Source organism: Cupriavidus sp. H19C3 (assembly GCF_049393815.1).
Taxonomy (GTDB): Bacteria; Pseudomonadota; Gammaproteobacteria; order Burkholderiales; family Burkholderiaceae; genus Cupriavidus.
The window spans coordinates 2581402-2599457 of record NZ_CP184985.1; the positions used below are offsets into that span (position 1 = coordinate 2581402).

An 18056-nucleotide genomic window follows, 5' to 3' on the forward strand; every position below is an offset into this window, starting at 1 on the left:
CACCGATGCCAGCTTCAGGCGTCAGCTTCAGGCGTCAGCTTCAGGCGCCAGCGCGCGGGGGTTCAGCGCGGGAACGCCATCGCATGCAGACCAAGCAGCACGAGATTATCGTGCATCTCGACCGGCATCGCGAGTGCGCCCGCGAGCGCGTGGCGCGCCCCGCCCGACAGCAGGCAGCGGAGTGGCGCCCCGCTTCCGTGCGCGGCCGCAAGCGCGCGCCAGGTACGCTCGATGGCGCCGGTCTGGGCCGCCAGGCAGCCCGCGAGAATGGCATCCTCGGTGTTGTCGGCGCCCAACGCGCGCTGGGTCGTCGCGGCGATGGCCGGCGCAAGGTCCGGCACGTCGAGCGCCGGCAATTGCGCCGTATTGCGCGCCAGCGCGCGCAGCATCAGAGCGAGGCCGGGCAGGATCAGCCCGCCGGAGAACCGGGCGCCGCCGGCCTGGGCATGTCCGCCCTGGGTATGTCGGGCATGGGCATCGCCGCCGAGGCCGTTGCCGCCGGGGTCGTCTTGACCGGTGCCTGCCGCGCCCGCGCCGAGCGTGACGATATCGAGCGTGGTCGCGGTGCCCGCGGTCACGATCAGCAGATTCTCGCGCGGCAGCCAGCGATGCGCGCCGATGGCGCCGACCCAGCGGTCCACACCCAGTTGGGTCGGCTCGCGATAGCCGTTGACGAGGTCGCCATGGGACGCGCCCGTGCGTACCCATTGCAGCGTGACCGCCGCGCCGAACGCGCGCCGGAGCTGGGCTTCCACCCGCGCGGCGACCGCCGCGCCGGCCACATTGGCAATCCACACCCGCGGGACGTCCGCGCCCGCCAGCCCGCGCCAGCGCTCGGCCAGGCCGGCGAGCGCGCGGTCGGCGGCATCGGCGGCAGCGGCGGCAGCGGCAGGATCGGCGGCGTTGGCGGCGTTGGCGGCGTTGGCGGCGTCAGCATCGGCACCGGCGCGAGCGTCGGCGGCCACCGCGGCGGCGCCCCCATGGACCACCGCGCCGCTGTCCTGCCACGGCAACGGCAGCGTCCCCGCCTGCGGGCACCACGCCCACTTGAGCCGCGTATTGCCAATATCGATCAGCAGCGCGCTCATGCCGCGGCTCCGCGCAGCGACAGTTCACCGCTGGCAATCGTCTGCAGGCCCGCGTCGGTCTCCAGCAGCAGGTGGCCATCGCCATCGACACCACGCGCCAGGCCCTCGGCCAGCAGCGCGCCATCCTGCAGCAGGCGCACGGGCTCGTCGCGATAGGCATCGCGCGCGGACCAGCGCGCCGCCATTGGCGCAAACCCCTCGGCCACGAAGATTTCCCGCATGGCGGCCAGCCGGTTCAGGATGGCCGCCAGGATGCGCGTCGGATCGCGCCGCATGTCGAACCCGCCGGCAAACAGCTCGCCGGCGCCGGCGAGCGTGCGGCCCAGTGCGGCCTCCATCGCGGCATCGCGCACCAGATTGAGGCCGATACCGACCACCGCCCAGACCCGCCCCGGCCCCGCCGGCACCGCCTCGATCAGGATGCCGGCCAGCTTGCGCCCGTCGAGCTGCAGGTCGTTGGGCCATTTGAGGCGAACGCGCGCGCCCGGCGCGGCAGCGGGGGCAGCGGGGGCAGCGGGCGCTGCCGGCACCGCGTCTCGCGCCCCGGCCGTGGCGGGGCGCGTATCGGTGGCGCCGGCCCCCCGACATGAACGCCCACCGCGCAATCGTCGAGCGCTTCGGCCACGGCGAGGCCGACCGCAAGGCTCAGCCCCGCCAGCCGCGGGGCGGGGACCGGCAGCGGCAGCGCCGCCGAAAACGTCAGCCCGGCCTGCCCCTGCCAGGGCCGCCCCAGGCGGCCACGGCCGGCAGTCTGGCGGTAGGTCAGGCGCACCATGGCCGCCTCCGTCCATGCGGCCGTCCGGCACGCCTGGACGAGATCGGCGTTGGTCGAGCCGGTCTCATCCACGAGCTCGACCGCCCAGCCACGCGCAGGGCCGGCGAGCGCCGCATGCAGGGCGGCAGCATCGATGCGCCAGGATGGCAGGGAGGCGGGAAGGTCGGACATAACCGTGCAAAGCGGAAAATAGATATCGCGCGGACGGGAATCCATGGGCGCGCGCGACGTCAGAGGCTAGGGAGCCACGCAGGCGTGGACAGGCATGCATTGTAGCCGCGCGCCTCGCCAGCCCACGGTCTGGCGCCAATGGCAATCACCCTTTCCCCCGTGACCGTGTCAGAGGATGTCTCATCGCCATGGCCGGATCGGTAGCATAGAATCGGGACTCACCCATCACACCGGCAGCATTTCTTTTGGACAGCCCGACGACGCCCGCTATCGACATCACGCGCCAGGATGGATCGTGCCGTATCCAGTTGCAGGGAGACTGGACCGCGCTCGCGCTGGCCGCCTGCCGCGAAGCGCGCGGCCTGCGCGCGCAGCTCAGGAAACTGGCGGATGCACCGGAGCAAGCCGACTGGTCCCTCGCCGGCGTGGGACGGCTCGATCATATCGGCGCGCAGTTGATCTGGCAGGCGTGGCAAGGCAAGCTCCCCGAACGGCTGACCGCCGACGACGGCCAGCGGCGCGTGTTCGAACGCGTCGCGAGCCTGCGCACCGAAGGCTGGCGCAAGCGGATGGTCGAACGCTTCAACCCGATCACGATCTTCGGCGCCGGGGTGCTATCGCTGCTGATGCAGCTGGCCAACGGCGTCACCATGCTCGGCCAGCTCACGTTCGACCTGCTGCGCTTTTTGCGCATGCCGCAGCGCGGTCCCTGGCGCGAGATCTCGGCCAATATCTACAGCATCGGCTACAAGGCGCTCGCGATCACGGCGCTGGTCGGCTTTCTGATCGGCATCGTGCTGTCGTACCTGTCCTCGAACCAGTTACGCACATACGGGGCCAGCACCTTTATCGTCAACATCCTCGGCATGGCGGTGATCCGCGAGCTCGGCCCGGTGCTGGCGGCCATCCTGATCGCCGGCCGCTCGGGCTCCGCCATCACCGCGCAGATCGGCGTGATGCGCGTCACCGAGGAACTCGACGCGATGCGCGTGATGGGCATCTCGCACGGCTTCCGGCTGATCATGCCGCGCGTCCTCGCGCTGGCGATATCGATGCCGCTGCTGGTGGCATGGACCGACCTGATGGCGCTGCTCGGCGGCATGGTCGCCGCCAAGCTGCAACTCGGCATCAGCTTCTCGTACTTCCTGCGCCAGCTGCCCGATGCGGTGCCGGTGGCCAATCTCTGGCTCGGCCTCGGCAAAGGCGCGGTGTTCGGCATGCTGATCGCGTTGACCGCGTGTCATTTCGGCCTGCGCATCAAACCCAATACGCAAAGCCTGGGCGAAGGCACCACGGCCTCGGTGGTCACCTCGATTACCGTGGTGATCATCGCCGACGCGATCATCGCCATCCTGTTCAAGGACATCGGACTGTGAACGCCCCCACGCCAGGCCGGCAGCCCGAGGCCATCATCGAAGTCCGCAATCTGGTCAAGCGCTTCGGCGACGCCGTGGTGCACGACGGGCTCGACCTCGATGTCTACCGCGGCGAGGTGCTGTCGATCGTCGGCGGCTCCGGCACCGGCAAGACCGTGCTGTTGCGCCAGATCGTCGGCCTCGAACGCCCGACCTCGGGCACCATCAAGGTCTTCGGCGAGTTTCCCGCCAAGCTGCGACCGGCGCAGCTGCAGGCGCTGCGCAACCGCTGGGGCCTGCAATTCCAGCGTGGCGCACTGTTCTCGGCGCTGTCCGTGATCGACAATGTCGCCCTGCCGCTGCGCGAGCTGCGCGCGCTGCCGGACAACCTGATCTGCCAGGCCGCGCTGCTCAAGCTGCAACTCGTGGGCCTGTCGGCCAAGGATGCCGACAAGATGCCCGCCGATCTTTCGGGCGGCATGATCAAGCGCGTGGCGCTGGCCCGTGCCCTGGCCCTGGAACCCGAACTCGTGTTCCTCGACGAACCCACCGCCGGGCTCGACCCGATGGCCTCGGACGACTACGTCGCGCTGATCCGCGAGCTGCACCATGAACTGGGCCTCACCGTGGTGATGATCACGCACGACCTCGACACGCTGGTGGCGCTGTCCGACCGCGTGGCCGTGCTGGCCGATCACAAGGTACTGGCCGCCGCGCCCATCCGCGAGGTGATCGAGGTCGATCATCCGTTCATTCGCGAATATTTCCTGGGCGAACGCGCCCAGCGCGCCATGCAGGCGCTGCCACCCGCACACGATGCGGGCGCCGGCGCCGCGCGCACGTCATCTGGAGAAGCCTGATGGAAAACAAGTCGAACGCCTTTCTCGCGGGCGTATTCACCATCGGCCTGGCCGTGCTGGTACTGGTGTCCGTATTCTGGTTCAGCAGCGACCACGCCGTGCGCGTACCGTACGACCTGATCACGCGCTCCACCGTCAACGGCCTGCAGCCGAGCGCCGACGTGAAATACCGCGGCCTCGACGTCGGCAAGGTGGTGTCGATCCGCTTCGACCCGCAGGTACCGGGCCAGATCATCGTGCGCATCAGCGTCAACCAGGACACGCCGATCTCGCGCACCACGTACGCCACGCTCGGCTTCCAGGGCGTGACCGGCATTGCCTACGTGCAGCTTGACGATACCGCGCGCGAGGAAGGCAATGGCGCCAGCTCGCCGCCGCTCCATACCTCGCAGCGCGAAGTGGCGCGCATCGTGATGCGGCCGGGCTTCTTCGAGGAACTCGAAAAGCGCGGCGACTCGCTGCTGACGCAGACCGAGACGCTGATGACCTCGCTCAACGAGATGTTCCAGACCACCAACCGCGACGAACTGATGGCCGCGATCCGCTCGGTGCACGAAACCGCGGAGAACTATTCCAGGCTGTCGCGTACGCTGCAGCCGGCCGCCGACAAGCTGCCGCAGGCGGTCGAGAACCTCAACGCCACGCTGGCCTCGGCGCGCCGCCTGACCGATGAGCTCGCCAGCCCCAACGGCACCGTGATGCGCACCGTCAACAGCGTCGGCACCAACCTGCAAGGCGCCGCCGACTCGGTCCAGGCCGCCGCCGGCACCATCAACCAGGAAACGCTGCCGCAGATTACCGGCCTCGCGCGCGATGCCCGCCAGACCGTACGCAGCATCGACCGCGCCGCCGGGCAGTTCGGCGATCGCCCCAACAGCGTGCTGTTCGGTGGCCCGGAACCGGTGCCCGGCCCCGGCGAGTCCGGCTTCCGCGCCCCCTGATCCTCCATGTTGTCCACGCCCCGTCCATCGAACCGAGAGCCCGCCGTGAAGACCATCGCCATTCCGCTCCGCTCCGCCGCCCTGACGACCGTGCTTGCCGCCCTGCTCGCACTCGGCGGGTGCAGCGTGCTGTCTTCCGGCACGCCGATGACCACCTATGACCTCGGCCCGCTCGCCGCGTCGCCCGCACAGCCACCGGCACCGCTGCCCAAGCTGCGCGTGGCCCAGACCGACGGGCCCGAGTGGATGGAAGGCAGCGCGCTCTACTATCGCCTGCAGTATGCGCAGGCGCAGCGGCTGCAGGCCTACGCCACGCAGCGGTGGGTGGAGCCCGCGCCGCGCCTGTTCGACGAACGCCTGCGCGAGGCCGTGGCCTCGCGCGGGTCGCTCAACTGGTACGGCGACACCTCGGTGCCGGCGATCAAGGTCGACCTGCTCGCCTTCGAGCAGGTGTTCGACAGTGCGACCTCGAGCCGCGGCCTGGTGCGCGCGCGCGTGACGGTCTTCCATCGGGGCCTGATCGGCCAGAAGACCTTCGTCGCCGAACAGCCCGCGCCCAGCGCCGACGGCGCCGGCGGCGTACGTGCGCTCGCGGCCAGCACCGATGCCGTCATCGCGGCCATCCTCGACTGGGCGGCCACGCTCCCACTCGACCGCAACAACCATGGCGCGACCGGCGCGGCCGCCTCGGCCCCGCCCGTCAATCCGGCCACCACGCCACCGCGGCCAGCGGCGCCGCGCCCCTGACGCGGTGGTCGGCACCCCGGCATTCCAGGAATCGTCATGGCGCGCATCGCCCCAACGCCGCCCCCAAGCCCGCCGCTGCAGCCGCGCCAGCCCGAGCTCGATGGCTGGCTGCCGCGCCATTCGCCGCTCGCGCGCGTCGGCCTGATCTGCTTCACGCTGCTGGTGGTGTACGCCAGCCTCTATCCATTCTCGGGCTGGGTCGATAACGGCATCTCGCCGTTTGCCTTCCTGAACGCACCCAAGCCACGCTACGTCACCGAGTTCGACCTGATCACCAACGTGCTCGGCTATTGCCCGTTTGGCGCGCTGGTGGTGCTGGCGCTCCATCCGCGCATCTCGGGCGCGCGCGCCACGCTGATCGCGCTGGTGGCGGGCGCGTTGCTGTCGGCGGTCATGGAAGCCTTGCAGACCTGGCTGCCCAATCGCATCCCGTCGAATATCGACCTGATCACCAATGCGCTCGGGGCGCTGCTCGGGGCGGCGATCATCGCGCCGTTCAGTGCCGCGCTGCTCGACCGTGGCGTGCTGACGCGCTGGCGCATGGCGTGGTTCGAGCCGCATGCCAGCTTCGCCATCATCCTGCTGATGCTGTGGCCGTTTGCGCAGGTGTTTCCGCAGGAGCATCTGTTCGGCATGGGGGGCGTGGTGCGCGAATGGCTGACCGATCCGGATTCGTGGCCGATGGCGTGGCTGCAGGTGCTGTTCCCGTCCATCCTGACCTGGCAGGACATCATCGGCCTGCGGCCCGACGACATGCAGAGCCAGCTCATGCTGGAAACGCTGGTCACCGCCAGCAGCTGGCTCGGCACCGGGCTGTTCGCCTCGCTCGCGATGCGGCGCTCCGCGCCGATGCTGCGCATCCTGGCGGGCCTGCTGGCGGCCGCGCTGCTGATCAAGGCGGCGGTGGCGGAACTGCAGTTTCCGGAGGACAACTCGTTCAACTGGCTATCGGAAGGCGGCCGCCTGGCCTTGCTGACGAGTTCGCTGCTGCTGGTGCTCTTTCTGCGCCTGCCACGCTGGCTGCGCGCGGTGCTGGCGATGCTGGCGCTGGGCACCCTGGTGGTGCTGACCAATGTGCTGCCGTCCAATCCCTATGCGTGGATCTCCGAACAGGGCTGGCGCATGGGCCGCTTCATTCATTTCAACAGCCTGGCGCAGTGGCTGGGCTGGTTCTGGCCGTTCCTCGCGTTCTGCTATGTGATCTGGCGGCTGGAACAGGTCACGCTGCGCCGCAAGCTGCAGCGCCGCGCGCAGCGGCGCGCCACCGCGCGTGCGGTGGCGGCGGCGACGGAGCGCCACGACCACAAGCCGGAGGGCACGCCCTGAGCAGGCGCCCGGGTGGGCCGAGCGGACACACCTGAGCCCCGCGCCCGGTGGACGCCCGGTGGACGTCCGGGAGACGCTCAGTGGAGCTGGCCGCCCTGCTCGCGCACGTCGGTGTCGGTGCCCAGCGCGGTTTTCACCGCCACGCGCAGGCCGCGGATCAGCGTGTCGAGCGCCAGGCTCGGTGCGCCCGGGTGGCGCGCGGCCTGCTCGGGCAGGTACGGGATGTGGATAAAGCCACCGCGCGTACCGGTCAGGCCCCGCCGCTTCAGCGCGTGCATCAGGCCATAGAACACGTGGTTGCAGACAAAGGTGCCGGCGGTCTGCGACACCAGCGCCGGCACGCCCGCCGCGCGCAGATCGCGCACCATCGCCTTGATCGGCAGCGTGGCGAAGTACGCGGCCGGTCCGTCGGTGGCGATAGTGGCGTCGATCGGCTGCGCGCCCGCGTTGTCGGCGATGCGCGCATCGTCGACATTGATGGCGACGCGCTCGATCGACAGCTCGGTGCGGCCGCCAGCCTGGCCGACCGCAATCACGAGCGCGGGCTTGAGGTCGTCGAGCAACGCCTCCATGCTGGCGATGGCGGCACCGAACACGCACGGCAACTGGCGCGCGACGACGATCGCGTCGTCGCCAGCGCGCTCGCCGTCGAGCGCGCGCACCGCCTCCCAGGACGGATTGACCGGTTCCTTGTCGAATGGCTCAAAGCCGGTAAGCAGCACGGTGCGCATGACGGTTCCTCTGGCTTGGTGTGGTGTGCTCGGTTTGGCGTAACAGGTTTGCCGTTACATCAGGAAGTACAGCAGGGCGATATTGGCGACCAGGATGCCGAGCGCGGTCGGTACCTGCGCGCGGATCACGGCATTCTTGTCCTTCAGTTCGAGCAGCGCGGCCGGCACGATATTGAAGTTGGCCGCCATCGGCGTCATCAGCGTACCGCAGTAGCCCGAGAACATGCCGATGGCCGCCATCACGGCCGGGTTGCCATGGAACATGCCGACCAGGATCGGCACGCCGACGCCACCCGTCATCACCGGAAAGGCGGCAAAGCCGTTCCCCATGATCACCGTGAACAGCGCCATGCCGACGCAGTACACCACCACGGCCACCAGCTTGTAGTCCATGTTGATGTACGCGGTGGTCAGGTGCGCCACCGCCTTGCCCACGCCAGCGTCGGCAAACACCAGGCCGAGCATCGCCAGCATCTGCGGCAGCACCAGCGCCCAGCCCAGCGACTCGATCAGGCGGCGCGACTCGCGCATGCCCTGCGCCGGCGTATCGCGCGTGAGCCAGCACACCACGGCCAGCGAGAGGATACAGCCGATGCCGAGCGAGACGAAGGTCACGTTCTTGGGATCGAGGAACGGCACGCCCGCAAGCTTGACGTCCTTGAACAGCACCGTGCCGAGCACGGTCACCAGCGGAATCAGCAGCGCCGGCACGAACAGCTTGTTGCCAAGGCGACGCGCGCTGGCGCGGCGTTCCGCTTCCGGCAGGCTCGCATGCTTGCCATGGCCTACGCCGCCAAAGCCGGCGATCAGCGCCATGACGACCGCGCCGATGCCGACGATGGCCGGCGGCAGCTTGTCGCCGATCAGGAAGATGATGGCGTAGAGCAGCCAGAACAGGCCGGTGGACAGGCGGCGCGGATGGTGCTTGTCGGTGAACGTCATCAGCGCCGTGATGGCGAGCACGAACCCGGCGAGCCAGTAGAGATATTCGATGGATACGATCATGTCTGGCTCCTTACTCGCTCTCGCCTGCCGTGGCCGGCATGCCGGTCGGAACCGCCACCTTGCCGCCCAGCTCGCGCGCCAGCCAGCCATCCAGGCGCTTGAGGCGCACGGAGTGGATCAGGAAGGCGCAGATCGCGGTGGGAATGCCCCATACCGCGATATGCAGCGGCTCGACGTCGATGTTCGACGACAGCAGGAAGGTGTGCATCAACGCGATGGCGCCAAACGCGACGAAGATGTCTTCGCCAAAGAACAGCCCCACGTTGTCGGTGGCGGCGCAGAATGCCAGCACGCGCTGGCGCACCGGTTCCGGCAGTTGACCGAAGCGGTTCTCGGCCGCGCCTTCGGCCATCGGGGCCAGCAGCGGACGCACCATCTGCGGATGGCCGCCGAGGCTGGTCAGTCCCAGCGCCACGGTGATCTCACGCACGGCCAGGTAGACGATCAGCAGGCGTCCCACCGTGGCCGAGGCGATGCGCGAGATCCACGCCTGGGCGTGCTCGCGCAGGCCGTGACGCTCGAGCAGCCCGATCACCGCGAGCGGCAGCAGGATGATGAGCGGCAGGTTGCGCGCCTTGACGAAAGCGGTACCGATCGCCGCGAAGATCTGCATCAGCGGCATCGACGCGGCCAGGCCGGTGACGATGGCGGCAATTGCCACCACCATCATCGGATTGAAGCGCAGCACGAAGCCGAGGATGATGACACCGACCCCGAGCAGGGGCCAAAGATTGACAGCCGATTCCATGAGGAACACCAGGTAGAGTGTGATGGATCGATGCCGGCACGTGCGGGGAGTCCCCGTCAGTCGCCGGCCCGGATGGCAATGCCCTCCGCGCCGAGCCGTTCCCGGATGCGGCGCGCAAAGGCAAGCGCGTGAGCGCCATCGCCGTGCAGGCACACGGTTTCGGCGCGAATGGGGACATAGGTGCCGTCGATGGCGCGCACGCGCTGCTCGCGCACCATGGTCAGCGTCTGGTCGAGGGCGACCTGCTCGTCGTCGTGCAGCGCACCCGGCGTGCCGCGCTTGACCAGCGTGCCATCGGGGTTGTAGCCGCGGTCGGCGAACACTTCTTCCTTCACGCGCAGGCCGGCCTCGCGCGCCATGGTGATCATCTGGCTGCTGGCGAGGCCGAAGAACACGAGGTCGGCATCGTAGTCGCGTACCGCGCGCACGATGGCCTCGCACAGCTTTGCGTCGCGCACGGCCATGTTGTAGAGCGCGCCATGCGGCTTCACATGGGCCAGCTTGCCGCCCTGTGCCCGGACGATGCCATCGAGCGCGCCGATCTGGTACAGCACGTCGGCGTAAACGGCCTCGGGGTCGCGCTGCATCTCGGTACGGCCAAAGTTGTCGCGATCAGGAAAGCTCGGGTGCGCGCCGATGGCGACGCGGTTGGCCAGCGCCCACTTGACGGTCTGCAGCATGGTGGCGGCATCGCCGGCGTGCCAGCCGCAGGCGATATTGGCCGAACTGATCAGCGCGAGCAGCGCTTCGTCGTTGCCGCAGCCTTCGCCGAGGTCGGCGTTGAGGTCGATTTGCATCAGCATCTCCTTGTGTTGGGGGCATGTGCCGCGCGTCGCGCATCGTCGTCGATGCCGCGATCGCCGCGTCATGCGGCCGGCTTTGGGACTAGGCCACGGCGCGCGTCTGCGTACGTCGTCGGGTAGCGATCACCATGCCATCGCTCTGCCATCGCAGGGCCTGGTCGATCTGCCGCAGATAGCGGTCCAGCTCGGCCTGCGCGGCGGCGGCTTGCGCCAGCGTGACCCGCACGAAGCGAACCGAGGCGCCGAGCGGTACCTGCGCCAGCCGCCACAGGTCGGCGCCGATCACCACGCCGATCTTCGGATAGCCGCCGGTGGTCTGCGCATCGCTCATCAGCGCGATCGGCTGGCCGCCCGGCGGTACCTGCATCACGCCCGGCACCACGCCGTGCGACAGCAGATCGGCACTGCGCTCGGGCCGGCGTGCGAGTGCCGGGCCCTGCAGGCGCAATCCCATGCGGTTGCTCTGCGGCGTGATGGTCCAGTCGGCCTGCCACAGCGCACTCTGCGCGGCAGGCTCGAAATCCTCGTATTCGGGGCCGGGCAGCATGCGGATGGCCCACGCGTCGTCGACGCGATTGACCGGCAGCGCCCACGCGGGGGCCGCCACGCCCAGCCAGTCGTTGTCGGCATCGAGCCCCGTGCGCGCCACCGGCAGACGGTCGCCCTCGCGCAGCACACGCCCCTCGAAACCGCCATAGCCCGACTTGAGATCGGTACTGCGCGAATGCATCACGAGCGGAACGTCGATGCCGCCCGCTACGCAGAGGTAGGTGCGCGTGCCCCCGCGCGCGGCCGGTAGCGTCAGCACCTCGCCCTTGCGGACATTGAAGGCGTGCCACGACCACACCGGCAGGCCGTCGAGGTTGGCATTGCATTCGGCGCCGGTAAGCGCCACGCGCATATCGGCCTCGAAGCGCAACGCGGCGCGGCCGAGCGTGAACTCGATGCCGGCGGCATTGGCGTCGTTGCCGAGCAGACGATTGCCGACTTCGAGCGCAAGGCCATCGGCCGCGCCCGAGCGGCCCACGCCAAAACGGCGAAAGCCGGTACGGCCAAGATCCTGGACCGAGGCCTGCGCGCCGGGACGAATGATTTCAATCACGCGATGAATTCCTCGATGACGAAGCGCACCGTATCGCCGGGCGCAAACAACGACGGCGGGTCGCGATCGGCGACAAACAGTTGCGCATCGGTATGGCCGATCAGCTGCCAGCCGCCAGGCAGCACGGCCGGGTAGATGCCGGTCTGCTCGCCGCCGATGCCGACCGCGCCGGCGGGCACCGCAAGGCGCGGCTCGCGGCGGCGCGGGGTGGCCAGTGCAGGTTCCATGCCGCCCATATAGGCAAAGCCAGGCTGGAAGCCCAGGAAATACACCACGTACTCGCCCGCGGCGTGGCGCCGCACCACTTCCTCGGGCGTCAGGCCCGTATGCGCGGCCACATCGGCCAGGTCGGGGCCATGTTCGCCGCCGTAGCGGACAGGGATTTCCACCAGCTTGCCGGTCGCATTGCGGGTTTCGCCCGAAGCCCAGGCCAGCTTGAGGTTGCGCTCGAGCGCGTCCACATCGGCGTCGCCGTCGAACACGAGCGTGAGGTTGTTCATGCCCGGCACCACGTCGACCACGCCGCGCCAGCCGGCGGCGCGCTCGGCCATGGCCCAGATGCGCCGCTGGACCTCGAGCGAGGCCGGCGGTGCAACGCTATAGAGCAGTGCCTGCTCGGCCAGGCGATGGACGGTGCATTGAGGCATGGGGGCTTGCCGAATCGAAAGCGATGGAATTGCGGTGGCAGGCCTGCGCCGACATTTGCCCGGAGGCGGCGTTGGACACGATTTTCATGTCCATCATGTGACGTAGGATGATTTCATCGATGTTTTATCGATAAATTGATGATATCGGAACAAAACCATGCACGGCACTTCGGGTTGTCCCTAGGTATTTATGCACCGTTATAAGCAAGTTGCGGCCAGAACGGTGCCTGAATGGTCGATGCATCACATACGAAATCGCATCGATAAGACATTCAAGCGCGCGCTGGCGAGCAGCCAAAACAAAAACGGCCGGGAATCCCGGCCGTTTGCGGCGATGCTGGTTGCGCGTCAGGCGCGCGGGGAGGGGGCCCCGATGGGCGCTTGCGGGTCGAGGCCGGCTCAGGCAAACCCGGCCTGATGCGCCTGCTGGTCGGCGTGGTACGAACTGCGCACCATGGCACCGACGGCCGCATGCGTAAAGCCCATCTTGTAGGCCTCGTCCTCGAACATCTTGAAGGTGTCCGGATGGACGTAGCGCAGCACCGGCAGGTGGTGGTTCGACGGGGCGAGATACTGACCGATGGTCAGCATGTCGATGTCGTGGGCGCGCATGTCGCGCATGACTTCGAGGATTTCCTCGTCGGTCTCGCCCAGGCCGACCATCAGGCCCGACTTGGTGGCGACGTTCGGGTTGCGGCGCTTGAACTCCTGCAGCAACTTGAGCGAGTGCGCGTAGTCCGCGCCCGGGCGGGCCTGCTTGTACAGGCGGGGCACCGTTTCCAGGTTGTGGTTCATCACGTCGGGAGGGCCGGCCTGGAGGATATCGAGCGCCTTGTCGAGGCGGCCCCGGAAATCGGGCACCAGCACCTCGATACGCGTCTGCGGCGACAGTTCGCGCGTCTGCGTGATGCAGTCGACGAAATGCTGGGCACCGCCGTCGCGCAGGTCGTCACGGTCGACGCTGGTGATCACCACGTAGTTGAGCTTGAGCTGGGCGATGGTGCGCGCGAGGTTGCCGGGCTCGTTGACATCGAGCGGATCGGGACGACCGTGGCCGACGTCGCAGAACGGGCAGCGGCGCGTGCACTTGTCGCCCATGATCATGAACGTGGCCGTGCCCTTGCCGAAGCATTCGCCGATATTGGGGCAGCTCGCCTCCTCGCACACGGTGACGAGGTTGTTGGCGCGCAGGATGTCCTTGATCTCGTAGAAGCGCGAATTACCGGTGGCCGCCTTCACGCGGATCCATTCCGGCTTCTTGAGCTTCTCGGCGGGAACGATCTTGATGGGAATGCGGGCGGTCTTGTCGGCCGACTTCTGCTTGCGGGTCGGATCGTAATCCGCCTGGTCGGGAGTCTGCGGGGCTTCGCTGGAGGTGGCGATCAGGGCGTCGCTCATGGTGTTCTTTCGGTATGAATGCTCTGGGCCGGCGCTCTTCACGCCGCCACGGCGGCGGGCCCGTTGGCCACGGCGCACGTCTCGCGCGCCGCCAGCACCTCGCACAAGGCTGCCGCCAGGCGCCGTGCGATCTCGGGTTGATGTGCCGCGGTCACGGGCAGCGGGGCGCCGGCGGCATCGTCCGCCACCACGGTGGCGCCCGCCGTGGCCATGTCGACCGTTTCCAGTCCGGCATAGCCGCAGGGGTTGATGCGCAGAAACGGCGACAGGTCCATCTGCACGTTGAGGCTGACACCGTGATAGCTGCAGCCATTGCGGATCTTGAGGCCAAGCGCGGCAATCTTGGCGCCCCGGTGCGTTCCATCCGACAGATAGATACCCGGCGCGCCGGCCTTGCGTTCGGCCCGCAGATTATACGCTGCGAGCGTATCGAGCACGGCCTGCTCGATATCGTGCACGAGCTCGCGCACCATGAGCCGGCGGCGCCGCAGGTCGAGCAGCAGGTAGGCCACCACCTGGCCGGGGCCGTGATAGGTGATCTGGCCGCCACGATCGATCCGGACCACCGGAATGGCGGCGTCGGGGGCGAGCAGGTGCGCGGGATCGCCGGCCTGGCCGAGCGTGTAGACCGGCGGATGCTCGACCAGCCAGATCTGGTCGGGCGTCTCGGGCGTGCGGGCCGCGGTGAACGCCCGCATCGCGTCGAAGCAGGGTGCGTATGGCTCGCGGCCCCGTTCGATGACTTGTATCGGATGCATGCCCGTGAGTGTATCCAAAAGGGCCGGGCACTGCTGCGGTGGGGGCTTGGGCAGGGGCAGGGACTGCGGCAGGGGTGCAGCGGGCCGAGGGGACGGCAGGCCCGCGCACACCGGGCCTGCCGGACTGCGGTAACGATGCGCGAACCGCCCGACCTCGGACGTGCAATCCCGCGCAGGTGCAAACTCAGGACGCGGTAATCCGGTCCTTGCCCGGCGTCCACTCCGTCCCGCGCGCCGCCCGTCGTCCCGCCCGCCATAGCACGTGCAGCAGGTCGCCCAGTGTCGTGGCCGGGCGCCGCGCCTCGGCGATCAGCGCAAGCTGGACCGGACGGGTCGCGCGCGGATCGACGCTGAGGACGATTTCGTCGCCCCGGCGCAGCAGCAGGCTGCTGCCACAACGGAGCCAGTAGTCCTCCGAATCGTTCTCGCGGGTTACCCACACGTCCGTGCCGTTGGCGTCCTGCACTTGCAGGCGCTGGGCAGCATGAAGCGAAAGGGCAGTCACTTCGCCGGGATTCAGGGTGAACACTGTCGTTGTGAGCAGGGTTTTCATGATGGCATCTCCTGGATTCGGTCCGTCACGGCTGCCATGGATCACCATGACTGGCCCGGTCAACTCACCGGGCCACTTGGGGCGCTGATTGCGACGTCCGATGCATTGCATTCTAGGGATTGCCCTGACACTATCAAAACGATATATTTTGCTGTCGCTTGTTAATCAAGCTCACATAGAACACCAGAAACCGAGCCGGAGGCGCGTCATGTGGAAAGCTGCCTGGAACCCCGACGATGCGCGCAGCTGGCGCCGCGAATTTCCGCGCCTGCCCGCGCTCGCTGCGCTGCGTGCCTTCGAGGCCGCGGCCCGGCACGAGAGCTTCTCGCGTGCGGCGAGCGAGCTCTACGTTACCCACGGCGCGGTCAGCCACCAGATTCGCGCGCTCGAGGAAGAACTTGGCCAGCCGCTGTTCGAGCGGCGCGGCAAGCGCGTGGTGCTGACCACCAACGGCCGCGTCTACGCCGAACGCGTACGCGACGCGCTGCTCCAGATCGCCGATGCCACGCGCGTGCTGCAGGCCGGCAACCGCGACAAGCGTCTGACCATCAGCACCATGCCGTCTTTCGCCGCGCGCTGGCTCACGCCGCGCATCGGCAGCTTTATCGAGCGGCATCCCGAACTCGATGTCGAATTGCTGTCCTCCAACACGCTGGTCGACTTCTCCAGCGAGGAAGTCGACGTGGCGTTGCGCATGGGCACGGGCGACTATCCGGGCCTCTATGTCGAGCGCCTGCTCGACGATGTGTTCTTTCCGGTCTGCAGTCCGGAGTTCAACGGCGGACGCCTGCCCGAATTGCCGCAGCACATGGCCGGCATGCCGCTGCTGCGCGGCGAGGGCGATCCGTGGAAACCGTGGTTCGAGGCCGCCGGGCTCGACTGGCCGGAGCCGCGCAAGGGCCTGCTGCTGCAGGACTCGTCGCTGTTGCTGCAAGCCGCGGCCGAAGGCCAGGGGATTGCGCTGATCCGTTCGTCGCTGGCCTATAACGATCTGCTGTCGGGACGCGTGGTGCGGCTGTTCGATGTGAGCATCGCGTGCCCGTGGCTGCTGTATTTCGTGTGCGAACCCGCCAACCTCGAACTGCCCAAGATCCAGGCCTTCCGGCAGTGGCTGTTGCCCGAGATGGAGCGCTTTCGCGCGATCCTCTCGCAGTGGACCAACTGACGGCGGCCGTCCTCAGTCTTCCGCGGCCGCGTCGTCAGTCCCGTCCGCCTGCGCGCCGGCGTCGCCACCGGTCCGCGCACGGCCGGCGCGCGGGTGGGCCTTGTCGTAGACCTTGGCCAGGTGCTGGAAATCGAGCGACGTGTAGATCTGTGTGGTCGCGATGCTGGCGTGCCCAAGCATCTCCTGCACCGCGCGCAGGTCGCCCGACGATTGCAGCACGTGGGTGGCAAACGAATGCCGCAGCATATGCGGGTGGACATCGGTCGGCAGCCCGGCCGCGATGGCCTGCTTCTTGATGCGCTGCTGGACCGTGGCCCCGAGCAGGCGGCGTCCGCGCGCGCCGAGGAACAGCGCATGCGCGTCCTCGGGCGCCACACCCGGCCGCACCAGCTGGTCGCGCACCGCCAGCCATGCCCGCAATGCCTCGCGCGCCTTGCTGCCCACGGGCACCGTACGCCGGCGCGAACCCTTGCCGATCACGGTCACCTCGGCACCCGCCAGGTCGAGCCACCCCGCCGAACGATAGGCGCCGTCCTCGGTGTAGCGCAGATCCAGTTGCACGAGCTCGGACAATCGCAGCCCGCTCGAATAAAACAGCTCGAACACCGCCTGGTCGCGCAGCGCCGCGGCATCGTCGCCCTGCCGGTGCGCGACCAGCGCCACCGCATGCTCGACCGACAACGCCTTGGGCAGCCGCTGGCCCCGGCGCGGCGCACGCACGCCGTCGACCGGATTGGCCACCACGCCGAGCCCATGCTGCGCGGCCCACAGGTAGAACCCGCGCCATGCGGAAAGCGTGCGCGCGATGGTCGCGCCCGACAGCCCGCCGCCATGCATGCGGGCGGCAAAGGCGCGAATATGGTGAGTCTGGAGTGCGAGCAGGTCCACCCCGGGCGCGTGGCGCGCCGCGTGAGCCTGCAGCACGGAAAGATCGTGACCGTAGTTGGTCAGCGTATGCGCCGCGAGCTTGCGGCCGGTCTCGAGCCACTCGAGATAGCGCACGACCCGCGCATCGGGCGCCGGGCGCGGCAGCGCCTCGGCGGTCTGGCGTTCCGGTCGGCGCGGGGTCATGACGGGGATGACAGATGCGGTGGCGCCGGACGGTCGCGCAGCCCCTCAGTCGCGCAGGCGATTGAGCGCGGCGCCGGCCACTTCGCCAATCTGCGCGAGGTAGGCCGTGCCCATGCCTTCGTGGAAGCGGCGTGCATCGGGCGAGCCCAGCACGAGCAGGCCGAAGGCCGGGCCCGCGGTGTCTTCGCCCGCGCGCGCCGGCGCGCGCAGCGTCACCATCGCGAGCGAGGCAATATCGGCGCGCTCCAGCAGGCCGGCGGCCTCGAAACCGCTGTTGGGGCCGCAGTACGGCGCGCGCAGCCCTTCGGCAAACAGCTTCAGATCCTCGCTGGCGCCGCGCGCCACTTCCATATGCGCGAATGCCTGGCCCACGTTCCACAGGCGCAGGGCCACCGCCGGCACGTCGAACACCTGCTGCAGGCCGTCCTGCACGGCGTAGGGCAGCGCGTGCGAGTCCACCTCGGCCAGCAGGCGCAGTTGCCACGCGTGCATGCGCTGCTGCGTGCGGTCGTTGTCGTGGCCATGGCGCACGAGGTCCGCCAGTTTCAGTTCGAGTCCCTTGTTCTTCTCGCGCAGGATTTCCATCTGGCGCTCCTGCAGCGACACCGCGCGGTGGCTGTGCGGGCTCGTGAGCTGGACCGTGGCCAGCAGCTCGGCGTGATCCTCGAAGAACTGGGGATGGCTCTGCAACCAGGCGGCGACGTCGTGGGAATTCATGGCTTCTCTACCAGGCAAGGGGGTGTTGTGGTCGGCAGTTTAGCAAACGGTGGTGAGCGATGCGCCGCCCGCGGCGCTCGCCCACCGTAAAGTCC

General features: G+C 68.6%; 19 protein-coding genes and 1 pseudogene. 6 read left to right on the top strand and 14 right to left on the bottom strand.

From position 1 onward, the window contains the following. Positions 1 to 62 precede the first annotated feature (62 nt). The 3 genes and pseudogenes from DFLDMN_RS12000 to DFLDMN_RS12010 form a co-directional block, all read right to left on the bottom strand. On the bottom strand, positions 63 to 1088 hold the full coding sequence (locus tag DFLDMN_RS12000) for a type III pantothenate kinase (RefSeq protein WP_423195183.1): 1026 nt from the start codon (positions 1086 to 1088) through the stop codon (positions 63 to 65). After that, a pseudogene (locus DFLDMN_RS12005) lies at positions 1085 to 1573 on the bottom strand (biotin--[acetyl-CoA-carboxylase] ligase); the annotation flags it as partial. The pseudogene DFLDMN_RS12005 and the gene DFLDMN_RS12000, both read right to left, overlap by 4 nt. After that, positions 1504 to 2079: a hypothetical protein gene (locus DFLDMN_RS12010; RefSeq protein WP_423195184.1), complete on the bottom strand. Its 576-nt coding sequence runs from the start codon at positions 2077 to 2079 to the stop codon at positions 1504 to 1506. The pseudogene DFLDMN_RS12005 and the gene DFLDMN_RS12010, both read right to left, overlap by 70 nt. Before the next feature lie 200 nt (positions 2080 to 2279). Between DFLDMN_RS12010 and DFLDMN_RS12015 the strand changes: the two genes are divergently transcribed. Genes DFLDMN_RS12015 through DFLDMN_RS12035 form a run of 5 tightly spaced genes read left to right on the top strand, consistent with a single transcriptional unit; the run spans position 2280 to position 7263 of the window. After that, complete coding sequence (locus DFLDMN_RS12015; protein WP_423195185.1) at positions 2280 to 3410, top strand: MlaE family ABC transporter permease; 1131 nt, start codon at positions 2280 to 2282, stop codon at positions 3408 to 3410. Continuing rightward, positions 3407 to 4249, top strand: coding sequence for an ABC transporter ATP-binding protein (locus DFLDMN_RS12020; protein WP_423195186.1), 843 nt, complete (start codon positions 3407 to 3409; stop codon positions 4247 to 4249). The genes DFLDMN_RS12015 and DFLDMN_RS12020 overlap by 4 nt, the downstream gene beginning before the upstream one ends. Next, positions 4249 to 5190: an MlaD family protein gene (locus tag DFLDMN_RS12025; RefSeq protein ID WP_423195187.1), complete on the top strand. Its 942-nt coding sequence runs from the start codon at positions 4249 to 4251 to the stop codon at positions 5188 to 5190. The genes DFLDMN_RS12020 and DFLDMN_RS12025 overlap by 1 nt, the downstream gene beginning before the upstream one ends. A 45-nt stretch (positions 5191 to 5235) precedes the next feature. After that, entirely contained in the window at positions 5236 to 5937 is a 702-nt protein-coding gene (locus DFLDMN_RS12030; RefSeq protein ID WP_423195188.1) for an ABC-type transport auxiliary lipoprotein family protein, read from the top strand. Positions 5938 to 5973: 36 nt separating this feature from the next. Beyond that, a complete protein-coding gene (locus tag DFLDMN_RS12035) occupies positions 5974 to 7263 on the top strand; it encodes a VanZ family protein (protein ID WP_423195189.1) in 1290 nt (429 codons plus the stop codon). Positions 7264 to 7340: 77 nt separating this feature from the next. Here DFLDMN_RS12035 and pcp read toward each other — a convergent pair whose 3' ends face one another. The 9 genes from pcp to DFLDMN_RS12080 form a co-directional block, all read right to left on the bottom strand. Next, positions 7341 to 7994 carry a pyroglutamyl-peptidase I gene (gene pcp, locus DFLDMN_RS12040; RefSeq protein WP_423195190.1) on the bottom strand — a complete coding sequence of 218 codons (654 nt, stop codon included), beginning with the start codon at positions 7992 to 7994 and terminating at the stop codon, positions 7341 to 7343. A gap of 54 nt (positions 7995 to 8048) precedes the next feature. Then, complete coding sequence (locus DFLDMN_RS12045) at positions 8049 to 8999, bottom strand: DUF979 domain-containing protein (RefSeq protein ID WP_423195191.1); 951 nt, start codon at positions 8997 to 8999, stop codon at positions 8049 to 8051. Positions 9000 to 9009: 10 nt separating this feature from the next. Continuing rightward, a complete protein-coding gene (locus DFLDMN_RS12050; RefSeq protein ID WP_423195192.1) occupies positions 9010 to 9747 on the bottom strand; it encodes a DUF969 domain-containing protein in 738 nt (245 codons plus the stop codon). Between the two features lie 56 nt (positions 9748 to 9803). Beyond that, positions 9804 to 10544 carry a 5-oxoprolinase subunit PxpA gene (gene pxpA, locus DFLDMN_RS12055; protein ID WP_423195193.1) on the bottom strand — a complete coding sequence of 247 codons (741 nt, stop codon included), beginning with the start codon at positions 10542 to 10544 and terminating at the stop codon, positions 9804 to 9806. An 88-nt stretch (positions 10545 to 10632) separates the two neighbouring features. Then, on the bottom strand, positions 10633 to 11652 hold the full coding sequence (locus DFLDMN_RS12060; protein ID WP_423195194.1) for a biotin-dependent carboxyltransferase family protein: 1020 nt from the start codon (positions 11650 to 11652) through the stop codon (positions 10633 to 10635). Beyond that, positions 11649 to 12299, bottom strand: coding sequence for a 5-oxoprolinase subunit PxpB (gene pxpB, locus DFLDMN_RS12065; protein WP_423195195.1), 651 nt, complete (start codon positions 12297 to 12299; stop codon positions 11649 to 11651). The genes DFLDMN_RS12060 and pxpB overlap by 4 nt, the downstream gene beginning before the upstream one ends. A 399-nt stretch (positions 12300 to 12698) precedes the next feature. Beyond that, on the bottom strand, positions 12699 to 13697 hold the full coding sequence (gene lipA / locus DFLDMN_RS12070) for a lipoyl synthase (protein WP_423195196.1): 999 nt from the start codon (positions 13695 to 13697) through the stop codon (positions 12699 to 12701). 38 nt (positions 13698 to 13735) lie between these two features. Then, positions 13736 to 14455, bottom strand: coding sequence for a lipoyl(octanoyl) transferase LipB (gene lipB, locus DFLDMN_RS12075; RefSeq protein WP_423195197.1), 720 nt, complete (start codon positions 14453 to 14455; stop codon positions 13736 to 13738). A gap of 184 nt (positions 14456 to 14639) precedes the next feature. Further along, positions 14640 to 15008, bottom strand: a complete 369-nt coding sequence (locus tag DFLDMN_RS12080; protein ID WP_423195198.1) for a DUF2917 domain-containing protein — start codon at positions 15006 to 15008, stop codon at positions 14640 to 14642. Between the two features lie 208 nt (positions 15009 to 15216). Here DFLDMN_RS12080 and DFLDMN_RS12085 point away from each other — a divergent pair, with 208 nt between their 5' ends. After that, positions 15217 to 16173 carry a transcriptional regulator GcvA gene (locus DFLDMN_RS12085; RefSeq protein WP_423195199.1) on the top strand — a complete coding sequence of 319 codons (957 nt, stop codon included), beginning with the start codon at positions 15217 to 15219 and terminating at the stop codon, positions 16171 to 16173. 12 nt (positions 16174 to 16185) lie between these two features. On the opposite strand, the gene DFLDMN_RS12090 is transcribed toward DFLDMN_RS12085, so the two are convergent. Beyond that, entirely contained in the window at positions 16186 to 17244 is a 1059-nt protein-coding gene (locus tag DFLDMN_RS12090; protein ID WP_423195200.1) for a tyrosine recombinase XerC, read from the bottom strand. A gap of 45 nt (positions 17245 to 17289) precedes the next feature. Beyond that, complete coding sequence (locus DFLDMN_RS12095; RefSeq protein WP_423195201.1) at positions 17290 to 17961, bottom strand: DUF484 family protein; 672 nt, start codon at positions 17959 to 17961, stop codon at positions 17290 to 17292. Between the last annotated feature and the right edge of the window lie 95 nt (positions 17962 to 18056).